Origin of the sequence: Pararhizobium antarcticum (assembly GCF_001885585.1) — a bacterium.
Taxonomy (GTDB): Bacteria; Pseudomonadota; Alphaproteobacteria; order Rhizobiales; family Rhizobiaceae; genus Pararhizobium; species Pararhizobium antarcticum.
Window position 1 is genome coordinate 26,562 of record NZ_LSRP01000080.1, and the last position, 17,753, is coordinate 44,314.

General features: G+C 59.4%; 19 protein-coding genes. 10 read left to right on the plus strand and 9 right to left on the minus strand.

Translation table 11 applies throughout. The features are described 5' to 3' along the window. Window positions 1–141 precede the first annotated feature (141 nt). The 3 genes from AX760_RS27170 to AX760_RS10530 are packed head-to-tail and all read left to right on the plus strand — an operon-like array spanning window position 142 to window position 1,688. Entirely contained in the window at window positions 142–300 is a 159-nt protein-coding gene (locus AX760_RS27170) for a hypothetical protein (protein WP_175552043.1), read from the plus strand. A 24-nt stretch (window positions 301–324) separates the two neighbouring features. Next, a complete protein-coding gene (locus AX760_RS10525) occupies window positions 325–840 on the plus strand; it encodes a cytochrome b (protein WP_071832837.1) in 516 nt (171 codons plus the stop codon). Continuing rightward, a complete protein-coding gene (locus AX760_RS10530) occupies window positions 840–1,688 on the plus strand; it encodes a RibD family protein (protein WP_245294979.1) in 849 nt (282 codons plus the stop codon). Before AX760_RS10525 ends, AX760_RS10530 begins: the two co-directional genes overlap by 1 nt. On the opposite strand, the gene AX760_RS10535 is transcribed toward AX760_RS10530, so the two are convergent. From AX760_RS10535 to AX760_RS10550, 4 genes are read right to left on the minus strand one after another with little or no spacing between them, the layout of a single operon-like run. Beyond that, window positions 1,629–2,417 (minus strand): methyltransferase domain-containing protein, encoded by a 789-nt coding sequence (locus AX760_RS10535; RefSeq protein ID WP_071832838.1) that lies wholly within the window; start codon window positions 2,415–2,417, stop codon window positions 1,629–1,631. The genes AX760_RS10530 and AX760_RS10535 overlap by 60 nt on opposite strands. Next, on the minus strand, window positions 2,414–3,457 hold the full coding sequence (locus AX760_RS10540; protein ID WP_071832839.1) for a glycosyltransferase family 4 protein: 1,044 nt from the start codon (window positions 3,455–3,457) through the stop codon (window positions 2,414–2,416). The genes AX760_RS10535 and AX760_RS10540 overlap by 4 nt, the downstream gene beginning before the upstream one ends. Then, window positions 3,454–3,852, minus strand: a complete 399-nt coding sequence (locus AX760_RS10545) for a 6-pyruvoyl trahydropterin synthase family protein (protein ID WP_071832840.1) — start codon at window positions 3,850–3,852, stop codon at window positions 3,454–3,456. The genes AX760_RS10540 and AX760_RS10545 overlap by 4 nt, the downstream gene beginning before the upstream one ends. A gap of 12 nt (window positions 3,853–3,864) precedes the next feature. Further along, on the minus strand, window positions 3,865–4,869 hold the full coding sequence (locus AX760_RS10550; RefSeq protein ID WP_071832841.1) for a zinc-dependent alcohol dehydrogenase: 1,005 nt from the start codon (window positions 4,867–4,869) through the stop codon (window positions 3,865–3,867). A gap of 175 nt (window positions 4,870–5,044) precedes the next feature. Here AX760_RS10550 and ribA point away from each other — a divergent pair, with 175 nt between their 5' ends. The 3 genes from ribA to AX760_RS10565 are packed head-to-tail and all read left to right on the plus strand — an operon-like array spanning window position 5,045 to window position 7,721. Then, window positions 5,045–6,151, plus strand: a complete 1,107-nt coding sequence (gene ribA / locus AX760_RS10555; protein WP_071832842.1) for a GTP cyclohydrolase II RibA — start codon at window positions 5,045–5,047, stop codon at window positions 6,149–6,151. Window positions 6,152–6,180: 29 nt separating this feature from the next. After that, entirely contained in the window at window positions 6,181–6,978 is a 798-nt protein-coding gene (locus AX760_RS10560; RefSeq protein WP_083531142.1) for a CDP-alcohol phosphatidyltransferase family protein, read from the plus strand. After that, complete coding sequence (locus AX760_RS10565) at window positions 6,975–7,721, plus strand: FkbM family methyltransferase (RefSeq protein ID WP_071832843.1); 747 nt, start codon at window positions 6,975–6,977, stop codon at window positions 7,719–7,721. Before AX760_RS10560 ends, AX760_RS10565 begins: the two co-directional genes overlap by 4 nt. Here the strand turns inward: AX760_RS10565 and AX760_RS10570 are convergent. After that, complete coding sequence (locus tag AX760_RS10570) at window positions 7,700–8,662, minus strand: lysylphosphatidylglycerol synthase transmembrane domain-containing protein (RefSeq protein ID WP_071832844.1); 963 nt, start codon at window positions 8,660–8,662, stop codon at window positions 7,700–7,702. The two genes, AX760_RS10565 and AX760_RS10570, sit on opposite strands and share 22 nt — an antisense overlap. A 97-nt stretch (window positions 8,663–8,759) precedes the next feature. On the opposite strand from AX760_RS10570, the gene AX760_RS10575 reads away from it, so the two are divergent. After that, window positions 8,760–10,403 (plus strand): alkaline phosphatase family protein, encoded by a 1,644-nt coding sequence (locus AX760_RS10575; protein ID WP_071832845.1) that lies wholly within the window; start codon window positions 8,760–8,762, stop codon window positions 10,401–10,403. Between the two features lie 254 nt (window positions 10,404–10,657). Continuing rightward, window positions 10,658–11,746, plus strand: coding sequence for an extracellular catalytic domain type 1 short-chain-length polyhydroxyalkanoate depolymerase (locus AX760_RS10580; protein WP_071832846.1), 1,089 nt, complete (start codon window positions 10,658–10,660; stop codon window positions 11,744–11,746). 163 nt (window positions 11,747–11,909) lie between these two features. Here the strand turns inward: AX760_RS10580 and AX760_RS10585 are convergent, their stop codons facing one another. From AX760_RS10585 to katE, 3 genes are all read right to left on the minus strand, one after another. After that, window positions 11,910–12,110, minus strand: coding sequence for a hypothetical protein (locus AX760_RS10585; RefSeq protein WP_071832847.1), 201 nt, complete (start codon window positions 12,108–12,110; stop codon window positions 11,910–11,912). Window positions 12,111–12,187: 77 nt separating this feature from the next. Then, entirely contained in the window at window positions 12,188–12,688 is a 501-nt protein-coding gene (locus AX760_RS10590) for a YciE/YciF ferroxidase family protein (protein ID WP_071832848.1), read from the minus strand. Between the two features lie 47 nt (window positions 12,689–12,735). Then, window positions 12,736–14,892: a catalase gene (katE, locus tag AX760_RS10595; RefSeq protein WP_071832849.1), complete on the minus strand. Its 2,157-nt coding sequence runs from the start codon at window positions 14,890–14,892 to the stop codon at window positions 12,736–12,738. A gap of 228 nt (window positions 14,893–15,120) precedes the next feature. Between katE and AX760_RS26260 the strand changes: the two genes are divergently transcribed. Further along, window positions 15,121–15,486, plus strand: coding sequence for a PDC sensor domain-containing protein (locus tag AX760_RS26260; RefSeq protein WP_083531145.1), 366 nt, complete (start codon window positions 15,121–15,123; stop codon window positions 15,484–15,486). Then, window positions 15,486–16,748, plus strand: a complete 1,263-nt coding sequence (locus AX760_RS10600) for a sensor histidine kinase (RefSeq protein WP_083531146.1) — start codon at window positions 15,486–15,488, stop codon at window positions 16,746–16,748. The genes AX760_RS26260 and AX760_RS10600 overlap by 1 nt, the downstream gene beginning before the upstream one ends. Before the next feature lie 336 nt (window positions 16,749–17,084). On the opposite strand, the gene AX760_RS10605 is transcribed toward AX760_RS10600, so the two are convergent. Continuing rightward, entirely contained in the window at window positions 17,085–17,378 is a 294-nt protein-coding gene (locus AX760_RS10605; protein WP_071832850.1) for a hypothetical protein, read from the minus strand. Between the last annotated feature and the right edge of the window lie 375 nt (window positions 17,379–17,753).

Below are 17,753 nucleotides of genomic sequence, written 5' to 3' on the forward strand. Positions count from 1 at the left end.
CAGACGGCATATGTGCTTCGCCGCGCCGAAGGGCACCGGGGAAGACAGCCACCAACGCACCACGCAGCTCGAATTTTCAAGAGAGCAAAGCACCTCTGAAACCTTTTTTTGTGGCGTTACGTTGTCTTCTCCGGATGCGGCATGGTCGACATCCGGATTTGTGTTTTTCGGGATGATCTCTATGATTTCGGGCGTGAGGTGGTGGAGCCGGTGATCATCCTGCTTGTACGGCGTTTGTCCGGAAAGGCATTTTTAACCATGCTGATCCAGCTTGGGAGCCGAGGCGTACACCCTGTGTGACATGACGCGACAAAGGAAGATCGAATGGATACGCCGCGATATCCGGGTGCGATGCGGACCATGCATTGGCTGGTTGCCGTGCTGGTGCTCGCCACCTGGCCGCTCGGCATGATCATCAAGTTCGTCCGCGACGATGTGAAGCTCGACTTTTACCTTCTGCACGAATCGCTGGGCTTCCTTGTCCTCTGGCTGATGCTGGTCCGCATCGGCATACGCCTGACATCGCGCATCCCGAAGAGCGCTGCAACCGGTTCCATGGCGCTGGTGGCCCATACGGTGCACACGGGCCTTTACCTGATGCTGATCGTTATGCCGGTCAGCGGTTTTCTGGCCACCAATGCGCATGGTTTTCCGCTGGTCTGGTTTGGTGTCGTTCCGGTCTGGAGCCCGGTGGGCAAAACACCCGATATCGCGCCGCTGCTATCCACGGTGCATGAATGGAGTGCGTGGATCCTTTTCAGCCTCTTTGCGTTGCACCTTGCCGGCGTTCTGTTTCATCACGTCCTGCGCCGGGATGATACCTTGTACAAGATGCTCTGATGAAGTGGGATGATCCGATGATACGCCGCATCAAGATGACCGAGGGAACGTGGCGCACGCTTTTGGCGGCAAAGTCCGGACGATCGGTTCTTCCCTCTGCCGCAAGCGATGCGGCAATAGCGCTCTACGGTCCGATTGCGTCATCGGCGGGTCCGTTTGTTCTGGCTCAGGTCGGCCAGTCGCTTGACGGGCGCGTGGCGACGCCCTTTGGCGACGCCCGGGATATTTCCGGACCGGAAGGCATTGCCCATCTGCACCGGTGCCGGGCGCTTGTCGATGCCGTGATCGTCGGCGTCGGAACGGTGAAGGCCGACAATCCGCGACTGTCCGTCCGAGACGTCGAAGGCCCTGACCCTGTACGGGTCATCATCGATTGCCGTGCCGAGCTTGCCGGTGACGAGGGCGTGTTTCATGATGGCGGCGCTCCCGTCATCCTTATCCAGTCACGGGACGCCGCCCAGAAGACCTATCCGGCTGATGTCATTCGTCTGCGACAAGGTGTCAACGGACTGTGTCCCATTGACATCATCGACGCGCTGGCTGAGCGCAACCTTTCGAAAATCCTGGTCGAAGGCGGAGCGCGCACGATCGCGCGCTTTCTGGATATGGACCTCGTCGATCATCTGCATGTGTCGATTGCACCGCTGATCATCGGCTCGGGCCCGTCCGGCATCTCGCTTCCGCCGATCCGGACCCTTTCCGAGGCGCATCGCCCTGCAGCCGAAATCTATAGCCTGGGCAAGGATATCCTGTTTGATTGCCACCTGAGAGCCGGTCGCCCGGCCACGTCAGAGCGGAAGCGCCAGAAGATCGACATGGCCGACGTCAAGCCGTCCGCCGTCGTGTAGTTTGGCGAGACGAAAGTCGAGCCATGCTTCCAGCGTATTCCGGCTGAGATTACTGACCTCGGCAACTGGCGAAATCATGCCGCGCAGAAAAGCTACCTGCAGAGCGGAATGGGATCGATCCAGTCGCCAGGTGCTGTCAGCGATTGCGATCCGGTAGCCGCGACTGGCGAAACTGCTGTCCAGATGGGCTGCGGCCTGTGGACCCAATGCCGCGCCAAATCCCTTGTCACTGCGCTGGTGGCGGTTAAAGGCGCTGACAATTTCGCCATCCCGTTCATGCGGATCACTCCAGCTTATGCGTCCATCATAGTTGAGCGCGGCATAGAGCCCTATCTTATGGCTGGCCAGGCGCTCGACAAGATGCTCGCAAAAGTCGCCGGAGCAGAGATCGAAGAAGGCGGACGCCGTCACAAGGTTCACGCCCTCCAGTTCGAGGGAGGCAAGATTCGTCAGGTCTTTCTGGTGGTAGGAGACCATGGCGCCACCGATCAGCCGTTCGGCTTCGTGCAGCAGTCTTTGGTCATAGTCTACGAGTTGCCAGCGGGCCGTGGCTGGAAACCGGCTGGATAGGCTGCGATAGGTGGATCCGGTACCGCAGCCGATATCCATGATGGTCGGCGCCGCAAGCCCATCGAGATGGGTGACCAGTTCTGTCGCAAGAACCTTGCTGCGAGCAGCCTTATCGGCCGGTTCGCGAAGCGCAAGCCATCCAGTGTCGAAACCGCTCATTGTATCCCTTTCAGGCAAACCGCGACGCTTGCTGCCGTATCCCGCCAGCCCGGAAGAGCCGCGCCGACTTCTGCAGCAGCATCGGCAAATTGCCGCCTTAGACGGGGGTTGATGATGAACTCGCGCAAGGCCCCTGCAAATGCATCGACATCATCGACCGCAACAAGGATACCGGCCTGCGGCGGCACCACATCGGGCACGGCCCCCGCATGGCAGGCGACAATCGGCAAGCCTTGCGCCAGAGCTTCCGCAAACACCATGCCATAACCCTCGTAGCGACTGGCCAGCGCAAAGATGTCAGCCGTTTCCAGCTTCGCCGGCACATCGCTCACTTCACCGCAGAGCGTCACGCGTTCGCCCAGACCAAGCCGCCTGATCTGATCGTCCAGCGCGCCTGCGGTGGCGGGATCCAGCGATCGGTTGCCGATGATGCTTGCGCGCCATGGCAGATGCTTAAGCGTGTGAAGAGCGTTGATCAGAACGTCGTGGCCTTTGCGCTTGGTCAGCGTGCCGACGCTGACGATGTGCACAGGATCATTGCCGCCGGCAGCAAGAGTTCGCTGATCCGTACCGGGCAAGGCAATGGTAATGTCAGCAGATGCAACGCCGTAGGATGATGACAGCGTGCGGGCCGTCTCCGGAGACGTCACGACCACATGGCGCACGAAGCGCAGCGCCTCACGCTCGCTCGCCCGCAGGACGCCAGCGAGATCGGCAGGAGTTCCGGTCTCCAGCGCGAGAGGATGATGCACGAGCGCAACGATGCGCAGACGCGAGGCCTCACGCTTTGCCCATTGGTTCATCGCCCCGAAGGCGAGCCCGTCGATCATGACCAGAGCACCGTCAGGCAGGGCAGACAACCGCCCTTCCGCCTCGGCCAGAACATCCGCCCGTGGCACCGGGAAGCCGTCACCCAGACCGGCAAATTCCACCTGCCACCCCAGTATTTCCAGCTCCCGGATCAGACGCCGGTCATAGCCATAACCGCCGGTCTTGAGTTCAAGCTGGCCGGGATAGGCAAAGACAAGCCGGTTTTTCAAAGGTCGGCCTCATACCAGCCACGCGCCGCATGGCTTTCATGCAAGAGAACACGAAGCCGGCAAATGCGCGCGCTGCCAGGCCCGAGTTTCTTTTCGGAGACGGCCTTGGCCAACTGGTCGAAGATATGCTTGGCGATGACTTCCGTGGTTGAAATCCGCCCCTTGAAAATCTCCACTTCATCGAGGTTCTGGTAGTTCAGGGGCTTCAGGGTCTCGGCAAGGATCGTCGTGGCGAGACCAATATCGACGGCCAGCCCGTCTTCGTCGACATCGCGGGTGAAGAAGGCAGCATCAACCACGAAGGTTGCGCCATGCATGCCCTGGGCAGGGCCGAAAACGGGTCGCGGCAAGCTGTGGGCGATCATGATGTGATCACGGACTTCGACGGCAAACATGGGCAATCCTTGTCAGTAGCGCACGCGATGACAGAGCGTGGAGGTTGAATGGAGGATACGTGGATAGATGTCTTGCAGATCAGAAAAAGCGGTTTCTCCTGAGATCAGCGCATCGAGGCGCGGATCGGCAAGCAGATCCAGTGCCTTGGCAAGACGGCGCGACAGTGGCCAGCGCGGCTGCTGGCTTGCGGATACGTGACCCACCTGAGAACTCTTGATCGACAGCCGTCGCGAGTGGAACGCACCTCCGAGCGACAGCGTCGCCTGGCGCTCGCCATACCAGCTGGCCTCGACGATGCGTCCCTCGAGCCCGGCATGATCGATGGCCATGGAAAGGGCTGCCGATTCGCCGGACGCGTTGACGAGGACGTCGAATTCACCTTCCAGCGCGTCTGGCGCGACAAAGGAGACGCCCAGCGCGCCAGCAAGCCTCGCACGTTCAGGATTGGGATCAACGAGCACTGTTTCCGTGCCGGGGATCCCGGCGGCCAGATGCGCCGTCAGAGCGCCCACGACACCCGAGCCGAAGACAGCCACCCGGTCGCCCGGCCGGATTTCGGCATCCCAGACGATATTGAGAGCGGTTTCCATGTTGGCTGCCAACACTGCTCTCTCGGGCGCAAGGTCCGGCGGCAAAAGAGTGAGCGCCGTCTGCGGCACTACAAAATAGTCTTGATGCGGATAAAGGCAGAAGACGCGGGCACCGACGAGTGCCGCCTCGCCTTCCATCACCTCGCCAACGGTACAATAACCGTATTTGACGGGGAAAGGAAAAACGCCGGACATGAATGGCGCACGCATCCGGTCATATTCCGATTGCGGCACTCGCCCCTCAAACACGGTTGCCTCCGTACCCCGGCTGATGCCTGAGTAGAGGCTGCGCACCAGAACATCGCCATCGCGCAAGGCGGGAAGTGTTTCTTCCTCGATGCGGCATTGGCCAAGCGCGGTGAACCACAGGGCGCGCGCTACGCCCCCATTGCCGGATATGTCAGTTATCTGCGTGGAAACAATCATGGCTCTTCCGATTTTGACAGATCAAGGCGGTGGGATACGACAGAGTTCGGCAGCCTACCTAGTGCAGCCAATCGAAATAGCCTGCCAATTCGGCATCACTTTAAATTTATGTTCCGTTGGCAATCCGTTGTCTTTTGCCAGTCGTAGCGCCACCTAAGCAGTCAAGGAGGCCATCATGACGTCTAAAAGCCCATTTGCCATCGACTTTTCCAATGCCGCCGTTGAGGTAGAACGCGCCGTTTCCGAGTTGCGGTTCGGTCGGCCTGTCCTGTTCGAGGAAGACCAGCAGAGCCTGGCCGTGCTGGCGCTTGATGCCGTGACACCGGCACTCTACGAACAATTCGCGAGCGTTGTCGAAGGATCGCACCGACTGTTGCTGACCCGGCAGCGCGCCAATCGGCTGGGTATTAAGACAATGACGGATGTCACTGTCCCTCTGGCTGACGTCAGTTTCGATGAGGCATCCCGGCTTTCCTATTCGCTGGATTCCAAGCGCCCGGGGCGCTGGACGTCCGCGGGAAGTCTTGAATCAAGTTCGGCTGAACTTGCCAGGACCGCGCTTCTTTTGCCAGCCATGATCATTGCCGACGTGACGCAGACAAAATCGCTGTTCAGTGCGTGCTGCAGTCTTCACGCGTCCCGGCTTTATCAGACAGGTGGCGCGCGCCAGGAGTTTCAGCAGGTTGTGCGCACGCGCGTCCCGTTGAAAGACCATGGCGATTGCGAGTTTGTTGTTTTTCGCGGTGGACTTGCGCAGAAGGACCAGGTCGCGATCGTCGTTGGAAAACCGGATGTTACCAAGCCGGTGCCGATCCGGGTGCATTCCTCCTGCATCACCGGTGATCTCTGTGGCTCTTTGAAATGCGATTGCGGCGACCAGTTGCGCAACGGGCTTGACCTGCTGAAGCAGGCCGGCGGTGGCGTGTTGGTCTACCTCGACCAGGAAGGGCGCGGCACGGGAATCGGCGCCAAGATGCGCGCCTATGGCTATCAGCATCTCGGTCTCGATACGATCGATGCGGATGCCGAGCTTGGGCTCGCAGAAGACCACCGCCGCTACGACGCAGCCTTGGCCATTCTCCGGCTTCTGTCGATTCCGGAAGTGGTTGTCTTTACCAACAACCCCACAAAGATATCGGCGCTGCGCGACGGCGGGATCATCGTGCATTCCCGCACGGCAGTGACCGGTCGGGTGACGAGTGAAAACGAAAATTATCTGCGCACCAAGACACTGCGCGCCGGCCATATGTTGGATCTCGATACGCTTGTCGCTGCCGAATAAGCGCGGCGCGGCGCGCAGGAGAAGAGCCCATGGCAGAAATTGATGAAAGGCGCGCGGGAGCGGCAGGACCGTCTGGCCAAAACGCATCGGCAACATTCGGGGAACTGCGCGCCAACACCAGCAAGGTGCTGGCCGGCGTCTATCTTGCTTCTGCCCTTGTCTGGTGGCTTGCAGCAGCAAGCCTGCCGATGGAGGCCCATATCCCTGTCATCGCCGGCGGTGTCCTTGCGGTGATATTTGCTTTCGTGTTTCTGGGCCTCCCACATCACCGCCACCCCCGCTTTGGCTATGCCAATCTCGTCACGGCAATGCGCGCCGGACTCATCAGCCTGGTGGGTGCGGTGGTGCTGTTTTCCGATGCTTTCGGCGAGAACCAGATTGATCGTATGGTTTGGGCCACAGCGGCCGCGGTCGCTTTCGCACTTTCGCTGGACGGCGTCGATGGTTACCTCGCCCGGCGCTATCGCCAGCAGTCAATGTTCGGCGCACGATTCGACATGGAGTTGGATGCTTTCCTCATCCTGATCCTTTCGATTGCGGCCACCGTGCTTGGCAAAGCGGGTGCGTGGGTATTGCTGATTGGCATGCTGCGTTATGTCTTCGTTGCCGCACAGTGGTTCTTGCCCTGGCTGCGGAATGCGTTGCCAGCATCCTTTCGGCGCAAATCGATATGCGTCGTTCAGGTTGCCGCGCTGTGTGCCGTCATGCTGCCCTTCTTGACGCAGCCTTTTTCTGGAATTCTGTGCGGTGTGGCGCTTTGTCTGCTGGTCTACTCTTTCGCCGTTGACATCCTGTACCTGGCGGCGGCCCGCGGAGCAAAAGCATGAGCAGATCCGTCGCAACCTCGCTTGGCATGGCCCGTTCACTGGCGATCTATTATGGCCTGCCCTGGCGGCGCACACGGTTGAAGCTTTTCTATGCCCAGCTCATACGGCCCGGCGATCTGGTGTTCGACATCGGTGCCCATGTGGGAAGTCGCAGCCGAACGTTGCTGTCGCTGGGTGCCCGTGTCGTTGCCATCGAGCCTCAGCCTGCCTTCGCCGACTTCATCGAGAAGCACTTTTCGCGCGAACTGGAAGGTTTTGAGCGAGTCGCCGTTGGCTGTCAAACCGGCGAAATCGAACTGCATATCTCGAGCCGCCATCCGACCGTGACGAGTATTTCCACCGATTTCCTCACCAGAGCCAAAACCGCCCAGGGCTTTGAAGCCGTCACGTGGGACCAGACCATCAAGGTACCGATGGTGACGCTGGATGACCTGATCCGCAAATATGGCTGCCCGGCTTTTTGCAAGATCGATGTGGAGGGTGCCGAGGCCGACATCATCAGGGGGGCCTCACAGGCGATTCCCTTGATTGCCTTTGAATATCTTCCGCCGATGCCGGACCTCAGCCTGCAGGCGCTGGATGCCATCGAATGCCTGGGGGACTACCGATATAACCGTGTGGTGGGCGAGCAGCATCATTTCGTGCATGCACAATGGCTGACAGCGCCGAAGCTACGCGAAGTTCTGGCCGCCTTGCCGGCTTCCGAACCGTCCGGCGACATTTACGCACGGCTTTCGTCGTGACCAGCATGCTTGTCCTCATCAGCGTGCTGGGCAAGCTGTTGTCGAACACGGCTTCCGGGCCAGCCTCCAATCAACAGGAGGATGACAAGACCGGGTATCGCTCCGACCAGCGCCAGTGCCCCGTAGACAAGACTTGCCGCAACGCCATCGGCAGCGCTGAGGCCGGCAATCGGCCAAAGCGCGGCGGCGGCGGCTTCGCGTGTACCCCAACCGCCAAGGCCGGTTGGAATGAGCATGACAAGCAGACTGGCCGGGACAATCGTGAGCGCGCCAACCGGGGGCAACGGCGCGCCAACAGCATGGGCGGTCAGCATGAAGAGCCCGACATAGGCGAGCATCACGGTGACGCTGAGGGCCGCCTGCACAGCCCAGGCATAGCGGCTGACGAAAACGGCGTGAAGCTCCATGCCCAGACCCTGGTAGCGTTTGGCGACCAGAACCAGAGCGACAATCAGGCCCGCAAGGATAGCCGTCACAGGCAACAGGATGCCGCCGGGTATCTGGGCCTGTCCCGGCAGGAAGCGCCAGAAGAACAGGCCAACGGCAAAAAAAGCGAAGAAAGACATCTGTCCCGACAGCCGCTCGAAGACAACGGTCTTTGCCGAACGCTTCAGCCCACCGGGGTCACCATCGCGCAGGCGGAAGGCGCGCAGCGCATCACCCGCAACACCACCCGGCGCCAGCTGGTTGACGGCAGTTGCCACGTAGTATTCACGGACAGCCTGCAGGCGCGACATGGGGAAGGACAGTCGTGCGGCAGTAAAGTGCCAACGGGCGGCGGAAACGACAATCTGCACCTGTACAAGCAACAGGCCGGCCATGACATGACCCAGCGACACTTCGTCAAGCGCCGACAGAACCGCGCCAAGATCCACCAGCAGCAGCAGTGCAGCGACAAGGCCGATCAAAAGAAGGCTGGCAGCAAGTCGGGCAAGCAGCAAGATGGTAGCCTTTCGGGCCTGGCGCAGCCGAGCAGCCAGCGGAAAAACACGACATTTGAGCGTCTCTACGCAGCAAATACACCAATGGACCGGATCGATGTTTAAACAGAACGCACGGCAAGCAGTTCCCGGACGGTCTTGGGCACAGATCCTGTGGTTCATTCTCGTTGTATGTGTCTCCAGCGCGATCCTCAACCTGCCCCAACATCCGAATGGGCTCGGTGTCGATGCCTTTCTCCGGATCCCGCTGGAGGTCGTCCTTCTTGGCCTTCTCCTGCTGCTCATCCCGCGCCGGATGAGCACGGTCCTCATTCCCGTAGCGGTAATAACCTTCGGTGTGATCCTCTGTCTGAAGCTTGCGGATCTGGGCACGCAGACGGCTTTCCAGCGTCCCTTCAATCCCTATCTCGATGTGAAGATGCTTCAGGATGGCTGGAACCTGTTATCGGGCACGCTTGGGACAGGCACCGCCGCGCTTGCCTGCATGGCCGTCCTCCTCGCCTTCCTCGTTACTCTCGGACTGCTGGGCCGTGGCATGCGGGGCACCACGTTGACCTCCGACAAATCGCGCCTGCTGCTTCTGCTGCCGCTTCTCCTTCTTGCAGCAGCCGGCAGTCTTGCAATTGCCAGGCCGTCACTTGTCACACACCTGCCTCTTCCCCGCTTCGAATTCAGCGCCGCACGCTATCTGTCTGCGCGCCTGAACCTGATGGCCAGAACGCTGGAGGATATGCGTCGCTTTGAGGCGGAACTTCAACACGCTGATCCGATAAAGGAACCGCCACCGACGTTCGCGGCGGTGAGCGGCCGCGATGTGATCCTCATCTTCATTGAATCCTACGGCAGAAGCGCCATCGAAGATCCGCTCTATGCCCCGCTGATTGGACAGCGACTGAACACGGTGGCGCAACAACTGGATAGCGCCGGTTTCTCGATGGCCAGCCGCTGGATCGGATCGCCGACGGTGGCGGGCCTTAGCTGGCTTGCCCACGGCACCTTCCTGTCGGGCTTATGGGTCGACAGCCAGTCGCGCTACGACCGCCTGATGATGAGCGAGCGAACCAGTCTCAACCGGCTGTTTTCAGATGCTGGGTGGGAGAGTGTCGCCGTAATGCCGGCGATCACCATGGATTGGCCCGAGTCCGCCTGGTACGGTTATAACCAAATTCTGGCCGAAAAAGATCTCGGCTACAGGGGAAAGCCCTTCAACTGGGTCACGATGCCCGACCAGTTCACGCTATCCGCCTTTCAACGCATGGTGCGCGACAGGCCGGATCGACAGCCGGTAATGGCCGAAATCGCGCTGATTTCCAGCCATGCGCCCTGGACGCCGGTCCCACGTCCGATCAATTGGAATGACGTCGGAGACGGTTCGGTCTTCAATGAGCAGGCAACATCCGGTGAAACACCGACCGCTGTCTGGGCCGATCCGGCCAAGGTCCGGACCCACTACATCCGCACGATCGATTACTCCCTGGAAACGCTGGGCGAGTATATCAGTCGTTACGGCGACAACGCGCTGTTCCTGATCATCGGCGACCATCAGCCAGCGGCTATCGTCACCGGCGCCGACGCCTCACGCGCCGTGCCGATGCATGTGATCAGTCGCGACAGCGCCGTCGTCGACAGGTTCCGGTTGCTTGGATTTGATGACGGCCTGACGCCAACGGCCGCGAATAGCGAGATACCGATGAGCCAGATGCGCGATCTATTGGTTCAAACCTTGAGTGCGCCAGGCTGATCCGGGGCGAAATGCTCGTGCCGCCATTGGCATGGTTTTGCGTCTTGGGAAGTCGAAAGACGATACGATCTCTGTTTTGGCGGTCCGCTGTATCCCCTATCGGCCAGCATTCGCGGTTGGTTCGGCGTCCGACAAAGGAAACCAGAAGCTTCTTTTAAAATTCAGAGTACGAATATATTGTGCAGCGCAGCAACTTTGCGGCGTTTGGTGCGTTGAGACTTAGGCGATTGTGCCTTTTGCCCTGGAGGCACATCATGCGATCGATTTCCGACACCATTGCACGTCTGAGCAGCCTGCGATCCGCAAACGGCGCGTTTACCCCAACGTCCCAACGGCTTGCTGACTTTTCCCCTTCCGGCTCAAACCCGGGTGCCCTGGAAGCCAAAATTCATATCCCGAAAGGCCTGGCGCCCCGCGCCGCACTCGTGGTCGTCCTGCATGGGTGCACGCAAACGGCTGACGCCTACGACCACGGTTCGGGATGGTCTCACCTTGCTGACGACCACCGTTTCGCGGTTCTCTATCCTCAGCAAACACGCGCCAACAATCCAAATGCCTGCTTCAACTGGTTCGTGCCGGGCGACATCCGCCAAGACGGGGGCGAAGCCGCCTCGATCCGCCAGATGATTGAAACAGCGGTCACCCGCTATGACCTTGACCGAGACCGCATCTTCATCACCGGATTGTCGGCCGGCGGTGCGATGGTGAACGTCATGTTGGCGACCAACCCCGACCTTTTTGTAGGGGGCGCGATCATCGCCGGCCTGCCCTACGGAACGGCGGCAACCATACCGGAAGCCTTCGACCGGATGCGCGGCCATGGCATGCCCACGACGGACAGGCTGCAAGACCTCGTTTCCGGGGCTTCGAACCACAAGGGACCCTGGCCGACGGTCTCGGTTTGGCAGGGGACGAAGGACACCACCGTTGTTCCTTCGAATGCCCTGTCGATCATCGAACAATGGCGCGGGATCCACAGTCTCGAAAAGACCGCCGATCGGGTTGCCTCGTTGGATGGTCACACGCGGCAGGCCTGGACGGCGCCGGACGGTCGGGAGGTGCTGGAGTTTTATAGCGTGAGAGGCATGGGACATGGCACCCCGCTGGATGTCACGTCCGGCTATGGCAAAAGTGCACCCTATATGCTGGATGTGGGCATTTCCTCGACACTTCACATCGCCCGTTTCTGGGGGCTCGTCAGTTCCTTCGATAAAAAGTTTGACCTTGAGCTGGAGCTGACAGTGCCGTCCGCTCCCATTTCGCAGCCTGCACCCGTGGTGCCGACGAGCGGCATTCAGAAGACGATTGAAGACGCTTTGCGGGCCGCAGGTCTCATGAAGTAAAAGCCGACGCGGCCGGCATCCTCATTTCTAGAAGTCGCACACCGCCTGACTGTTTCTCAGATAAAAGAACCACGGGCGTCAGACGATGGCTGCGGCTTGCTTCCCGCAAAAAATTGCAGCACCTGCTTGGCTGACACGCTCTCGCGCCCGCTGATCATTCCTCTCAACGCGAGTGATCCGGCTCGATCTCGTCGTAGTTTACATCCCAGTCCTTTCCTGGCTTTTTCTCGTCCGGAAACCGGTTCACCGTAGCATCTTGCGATCCGGTGATCACCGTAGGCTTTGCACTGATCACCCCGTCCGGCTGTGGTTCGGCTTGCGATTTGGCGAACTGCCCTTTTGCATCATCTTTCGGATTCATGATTATCCATCCTTGTTTTCAGAAAAAACGGGGTGCTGCCGTTCAAGGCTGCACCCCGCAATCACAGATCAAGCCACAGATCAGGCAGCTTTGGACTTGGCCTTCACATTCGCAGACGCCTGACCAAGCGACGACAGTGCTTCGTCGGTTGCACTTTCCTCACTGAGCGTCTGTTGGAAGAGCTGCGCTGCTTCCTTCATGCCAAGCTGCAGGGCCCAGGACTTCAGCGTGCCGTAGCGGGTGATTTCGTAGTGTTCGACGGCCTGGGCCGACGAAATCAACCCGGCGTCGAGGGCCGGCGACCCCTTGTACTCTTCCATGATCTCCTCGCCTTCGGCGATGATGCCCTGGATCGCTTCACAGGTCTTGCCGCGGGCAGCCTTTCCGAGCAGTTCGAAGACCTGTTGCAGCCGTTCGACATGCACCTCGGTCTCTTCCTTGTGCTTTTCGAAAGCGGCTTTCAACTCAGGCGACTGTGCGGCGCGCGCCATCTTCGGCAGCGCCTTCAGAATCTGCCGCTCGGCAAAATAAATGTCCTTCACCGTATCGAGAAAAAGGTCTTCCAATGTCTTCTCAGCCATGTTCGTCTCCTGTTGCTTTTGTGGTGGTGGATAGTTGTCATTCAAGGTCAGTCGTCGATTGGCAACGACGCCTTCCCGAGTTTCACGGATGGCTCACGCGCCCAAACGCGGAGCTTGCCAAGCGCCTCGACAAAGGCCCCGTAGCCTCCCTCGCCGGGAAGACTGATCGTGCCTTCATCGAGATCTCCCACTATGCCTGCTTTTTCGAGCAGCGGCATCGCGGTTTGCGCGTAGCCGATGAACTTGCAATGCTGGAACGCATCGGCCACGAAATCCCGGGCCGTCGCTTCCTTCAGCAAGTCGGCGACGCCATCCTTCGATGGCAGAAGCGCGACCGCGTCGAAAAGCACCGAAGGGCCGCCATCGATCATGTGATGCGCCGGGATCAGTTCGCCCTCGGAATCGGTGACGCCGCCCACCTTCGGCGCGATCAGTTCAAACTGCGCCTTGGCTTGCGTGATCGCACCGGTCAGGCCTTTGAGCAGCTTTGCGTCCACGCCGTCCGTGACGAGAATGCCGAGCTTACGGCCCTCGAAGCTCTTTGGCCCACGTTTGACGATGCTGAGCGCCGGTGACGGCTCCAGGTCGTCCCGTGTGGGCATGGCCGCGTCCGCCGGCTTGGGCATCGTCCGGATGCCAAGTTTCGCGGCAACGGTCGTTGCCAGCGTCTCGTCGATATTGAGGAGATGCGCGATCATGCGCTCGCGGATGACAGGCGTTTCCACCTTGCTCAGCTCGAACGTCAGCGCCGCCGCGATATGCCGCTGCTCCGGCGGGGTCTGGCTGATGAAGAACTGCCTTGCCTGGCTGTAATGGTCAGCGAAGCTTTCCGGACGAAGCCGGACCTTCTGTCCCTGCTCTTCCGCCGGAAAATGGGTGTACCCACGGACAGGATCCTCGCGCGGCCCCTCGCCAAAGGAGTTCGGCTGGTAGTTCGCCCGGCCAACAGGATTTCTCATCGCCATATGGCCGTCCTGCTGGAAATGCGCGAAAGGACATTTCGGCGCATTGATCGGCAGATGCGTGAAATTCGGCCCACCGAGGCGCTTCAGCTGCGTATCGAGATAGGAGAAGTTGCGGCCCTGCAGCAGCGGATCATTACTGAAATCAATGCCGGGCGGCACGTTCTGGGTCATGAACGCGACCTGCTCGGTTTCGGCAAAGAAATTGTCCGGCATGCGGTCAAGGACCAGACGCCCAACCGGCTGCGGCGGCAGGATTTCTTCCGGAATGATCTTGGTCGGATCCAGCACGTCGAAGTCGAAACTGTCGGCGAAGTCCTGATCGAACAGCTGCACCTGCAATTCCCATTCCGGAAAATTGCCGGACTGGATCGCCTGCCACAGGTCGCGGCGGTGGAAATCCGGATCGGCGCCGTTGATCTTGACGGCCTCGTTCCAGGCCACCGACTGCAGCCCCAGTTTCGGCTTCCAGTGAAATTTGACGAAGGTGGACTCTCCCTTCGCATTCACCAGCCGGAAGGTATGGACCCCAAACCCTTCCATGAAGCGGAACGAGCGCGGGATGGTGCGGTCCGACATAGTCCACATGACCATGTTCATGCTTTCCGGGGTCAGGCTGATGAAGTCCCAGAACGTGTCATGGGCGGTCTGCGCCTGCGGAAATGCCCGGTCGGGTTCCTGCTTTGCAGCGTGGATCAGGTCGGGAAACTTGATGGCATCCTGAATGAAGAAGACGGGAATGTTGTTGCCGACGAGATCCCAGTTGCCTTCCTGGGTGTAAAGCTTGACCGCGAAACCGCGCACATCACGGGCAAGATCCGCCGATCCCTTGTTTCCCGCCACTGTCGAGAAGCGAACGAATGCAGGGGTTTTTTCACCCGGGCGCTGGAAGAGATCGGCCTTGGTGTAGGCGGCGAGCGATTCATACGTCTCGAAATAGCCGTGTGCGCCATAACCACGGGCGTGAACGACGCGTTCGGGAATGCGCTCATGGTCGAAATGAAACATTTTCTCGCGGAAATGGAAATCATCCATGACCAGCGGCCCACGGGCGCCGATGCGAAGCGAATTTTGGTCATCCGCAACCGGCGCGCCCTGCGCCGTGGTTAAAACCGCACCGCCATCCGCCGTCTGATGAAGTTCTCCCCCCTCGCCGCGCGAAAGTTTCTGATCGTGAATGACGGCTTCCGCGGAAGCCCCTGATTTTGCCTTTGTCGAACTGTTAGACCGTTTCGAAACCATCGTTATTCCCGTCCATTTAATTCCCTGTGATCACAAAAACGTGATACTTTTTACTTTGTTCCGGCGAACAGAAACGAAATTTGGGAGGCTGAAAAACCCACGTGTGGTCACGGGACCGACGATCTATCGGCGGTGCGCAAAGATCTTCTCGTTGCCAAGTTTCCGACTGGAAAACGACGTGTTACATCGACTGCGTGGAGATATTCGGGGTTCGGGGGAGACGGTAAGGTGAAAAAGCGACTGTTTGCCGTGGTGTTGACGGCATTGATGCCGACAATCGGAATGCTCGCGTACAATGAATTTGCTGCCCGCTCCGAACGCAACGCGGAGGTCCATCGGCATGCCGCCCAGATAGCCCGTCAGGCGGCCTCTGACGTTGCAAGCGTTATCGACGGTATCAAGGGCATTCTGATAGCCACCTCGGCAATTCCGGCCATTGCCGCACGCGATCCTGCCCCCTGCAACATCGCGCTCAAGTCAGTCGCGAGCAAACTGTCACAAGTCCGCAACATTCTCGTTCTGGATCGAACGGGAAGCCTCGTCTGCGATAGCCTGGGGTGGGAGGCAGGCACCAGCTTCGCCGATCGCGACTAGTGAAACGGGCACTGGAGGCAGACGGCCTTGTTGTCGGCGAGTACACAATCGCCCGTGTCTCGAGCGCGGCTATTCTGCCGATGGCGATCGCTCTTAAGGAAGGGGATGAGACTGTCGGCGTTCTCGCGACAGGCGTAACGCTCGATTGGCTGGAAGAACAAATACTCGCACGCGGCGTAGCGCCTGGCGGTGCGATGACGATTGCCGACAGCAAGGGTGTCATCCTTGCGCGCAATCCCGATCCGGCTCGATTTGTCGGCACGAAGATACCCAGCACGTACCAGCATCTGATTCTGGCATCCAAGCCCGGCACGACAGAAGTGCTTAGTCAGGACGGCACCCGGCGGATAATGGGCTACATTCCTGTCTCCGCCAAAAACCCGCTTTATGTCAGCGCAGGAATTTCTCGGGACGTCGCTTTCGCGCCCGTCAATCGCGCCACGCTCACGGGGCTTGCGATGACGGCCGTCGGAACCGCTCTTGCGTTGGCTGCAGCTGTCTTCGTCGGAAATCGCTTCATTCTCGATCCCATCGCTCAAATCGTTACAGTTCTTGAGCGGTGGAGAGACGGGGATGTTGGCGCACGGACGAAAATGCAGGGGCGTCACGGGGAACTGGGACAAGTCGGCGCTTCGGTCGACGGTCTTCTGGACGAGATCGAGGTTAGACGATGCGAAAGCGCCCGCGCCGAGGAAAAGCGTAAGCTGCTGACAAACGAATTGGCCCATCGTGTCAAGAATACCCTGGCTATCGTCCAGGCGATCGCGCGACAGACGTATAAAAACCTTCCCGAGCAGAATGCGGTGTTTGCAAATCGGGTCGGCACCCTTGGGACCGCCTACGATATATTGATGTCAGACGATCACGACGCGGCCGAGCTCGGAAAAGTGGTCGAGCGGGCGCTTCGTCCCGTCTGTGGCGACGCAGAAGATGCTGTCACTGCTTCAGGACCCAAGCTTTTGCTAAATGCCGAGGCGGTCAGCGCCCTCTCTATGGTTGTTCATGAACTGGCGACCAATGCCGTGAAATACGGGGCCCTTTCCGAGCCACAAGGCCGCGTCGAGATTGAATGGGAAGCACACGAGGGCGAAATCGCGTTTTCCTGGAGGGAGTTTGACGGACCGCCTGTTGTTCCACCCAACGCCCAGGGGTTCGGATCCAAACTCATCCATAGTGCCTTCCCGGCCAAGATGGAGCCGCGAACCGAAAGCGAATTCGCACCCGACGGACTGAAGTTCAGCCTTTCGTTCCAGACAGCGTGAAGCCGAGAGCGCAGTGGGCAAGCTCGGTGACAAAGTCTATCGGCGAGCCCGGCATGTCGCAGGGTGAGGCCGGCGTAAAATCCGTCCGCTGCGACCGCCGATCGCGCGACCGGTGACATCCTCACGGCCCGATCGAGGCCATCTCTGTGGCCAAAACCTTGCCGTAAAATGCCGCGTTTCGTGGACACCTTCGTTGACAAATGTCAGGCAAGGAGAGCCTCATGAGCGAATGCAATCTCCGCCAGAAGCGCGACGTTTACCGTTCATTCACGGAGGGGTACCACACTGCCATTTCGTTGTGATGCCGCTCCAGCGGTAGCCCGGGTTTTGGTTTCTCTAGCTGGTCTGATCCCGCATATGGTTTGACGGGGGCACGTCGAATACCTCGCCATTCGCCCAGGCTTCCGCTGCTACCATCAGACGGTTCATTTCGGCTTTCAGCGCGTGAATGCGCGCGATCTCCTCGGCCCAGGCCCAGTTGACGCGCGGATCGTAGAAATCGGCAATCTTGCTGTCGGCAGATTTGCGCGCCTCTTCCAGCCGACGCTTGAGATTTGCAGCCTGCGTTTTAGCCTCGAAGTAGGATTTCATGACCCGGAGGAATCGGGTGTCGTTTTCGTTGATATCCAAAAGCCGTTTTTCTCCAATGCAGTCCGGTGCGCTTTGCAGATACAGCGCTAGACTGTCGCAACACCTTATATTCTTTTGATAATTCGCCACTGTTCCGAGACTCGACCGGATCGGCAAAGGTCAGCGACTTGCCCTTCCTTCATGGCAAACTCGCGGCAGCAGAGACAAAAATCGGAGATATTGGGAAAACAGGCAAAGAAAAAGCCCGGTGCGGGAGGAGGTGCACCGGGCTTTCAATTAGGACTGACAGCTGGGAGGAGGAGTGCTGTCCGTCGGACCGAAACGCGTTCGGGAGGAGGTGAACCGTTTCGATGCCTTCAACATAATGCTGCGTTGCAGCAAATTCAAGACATGTTTACCAGAAAGTAAATTGTG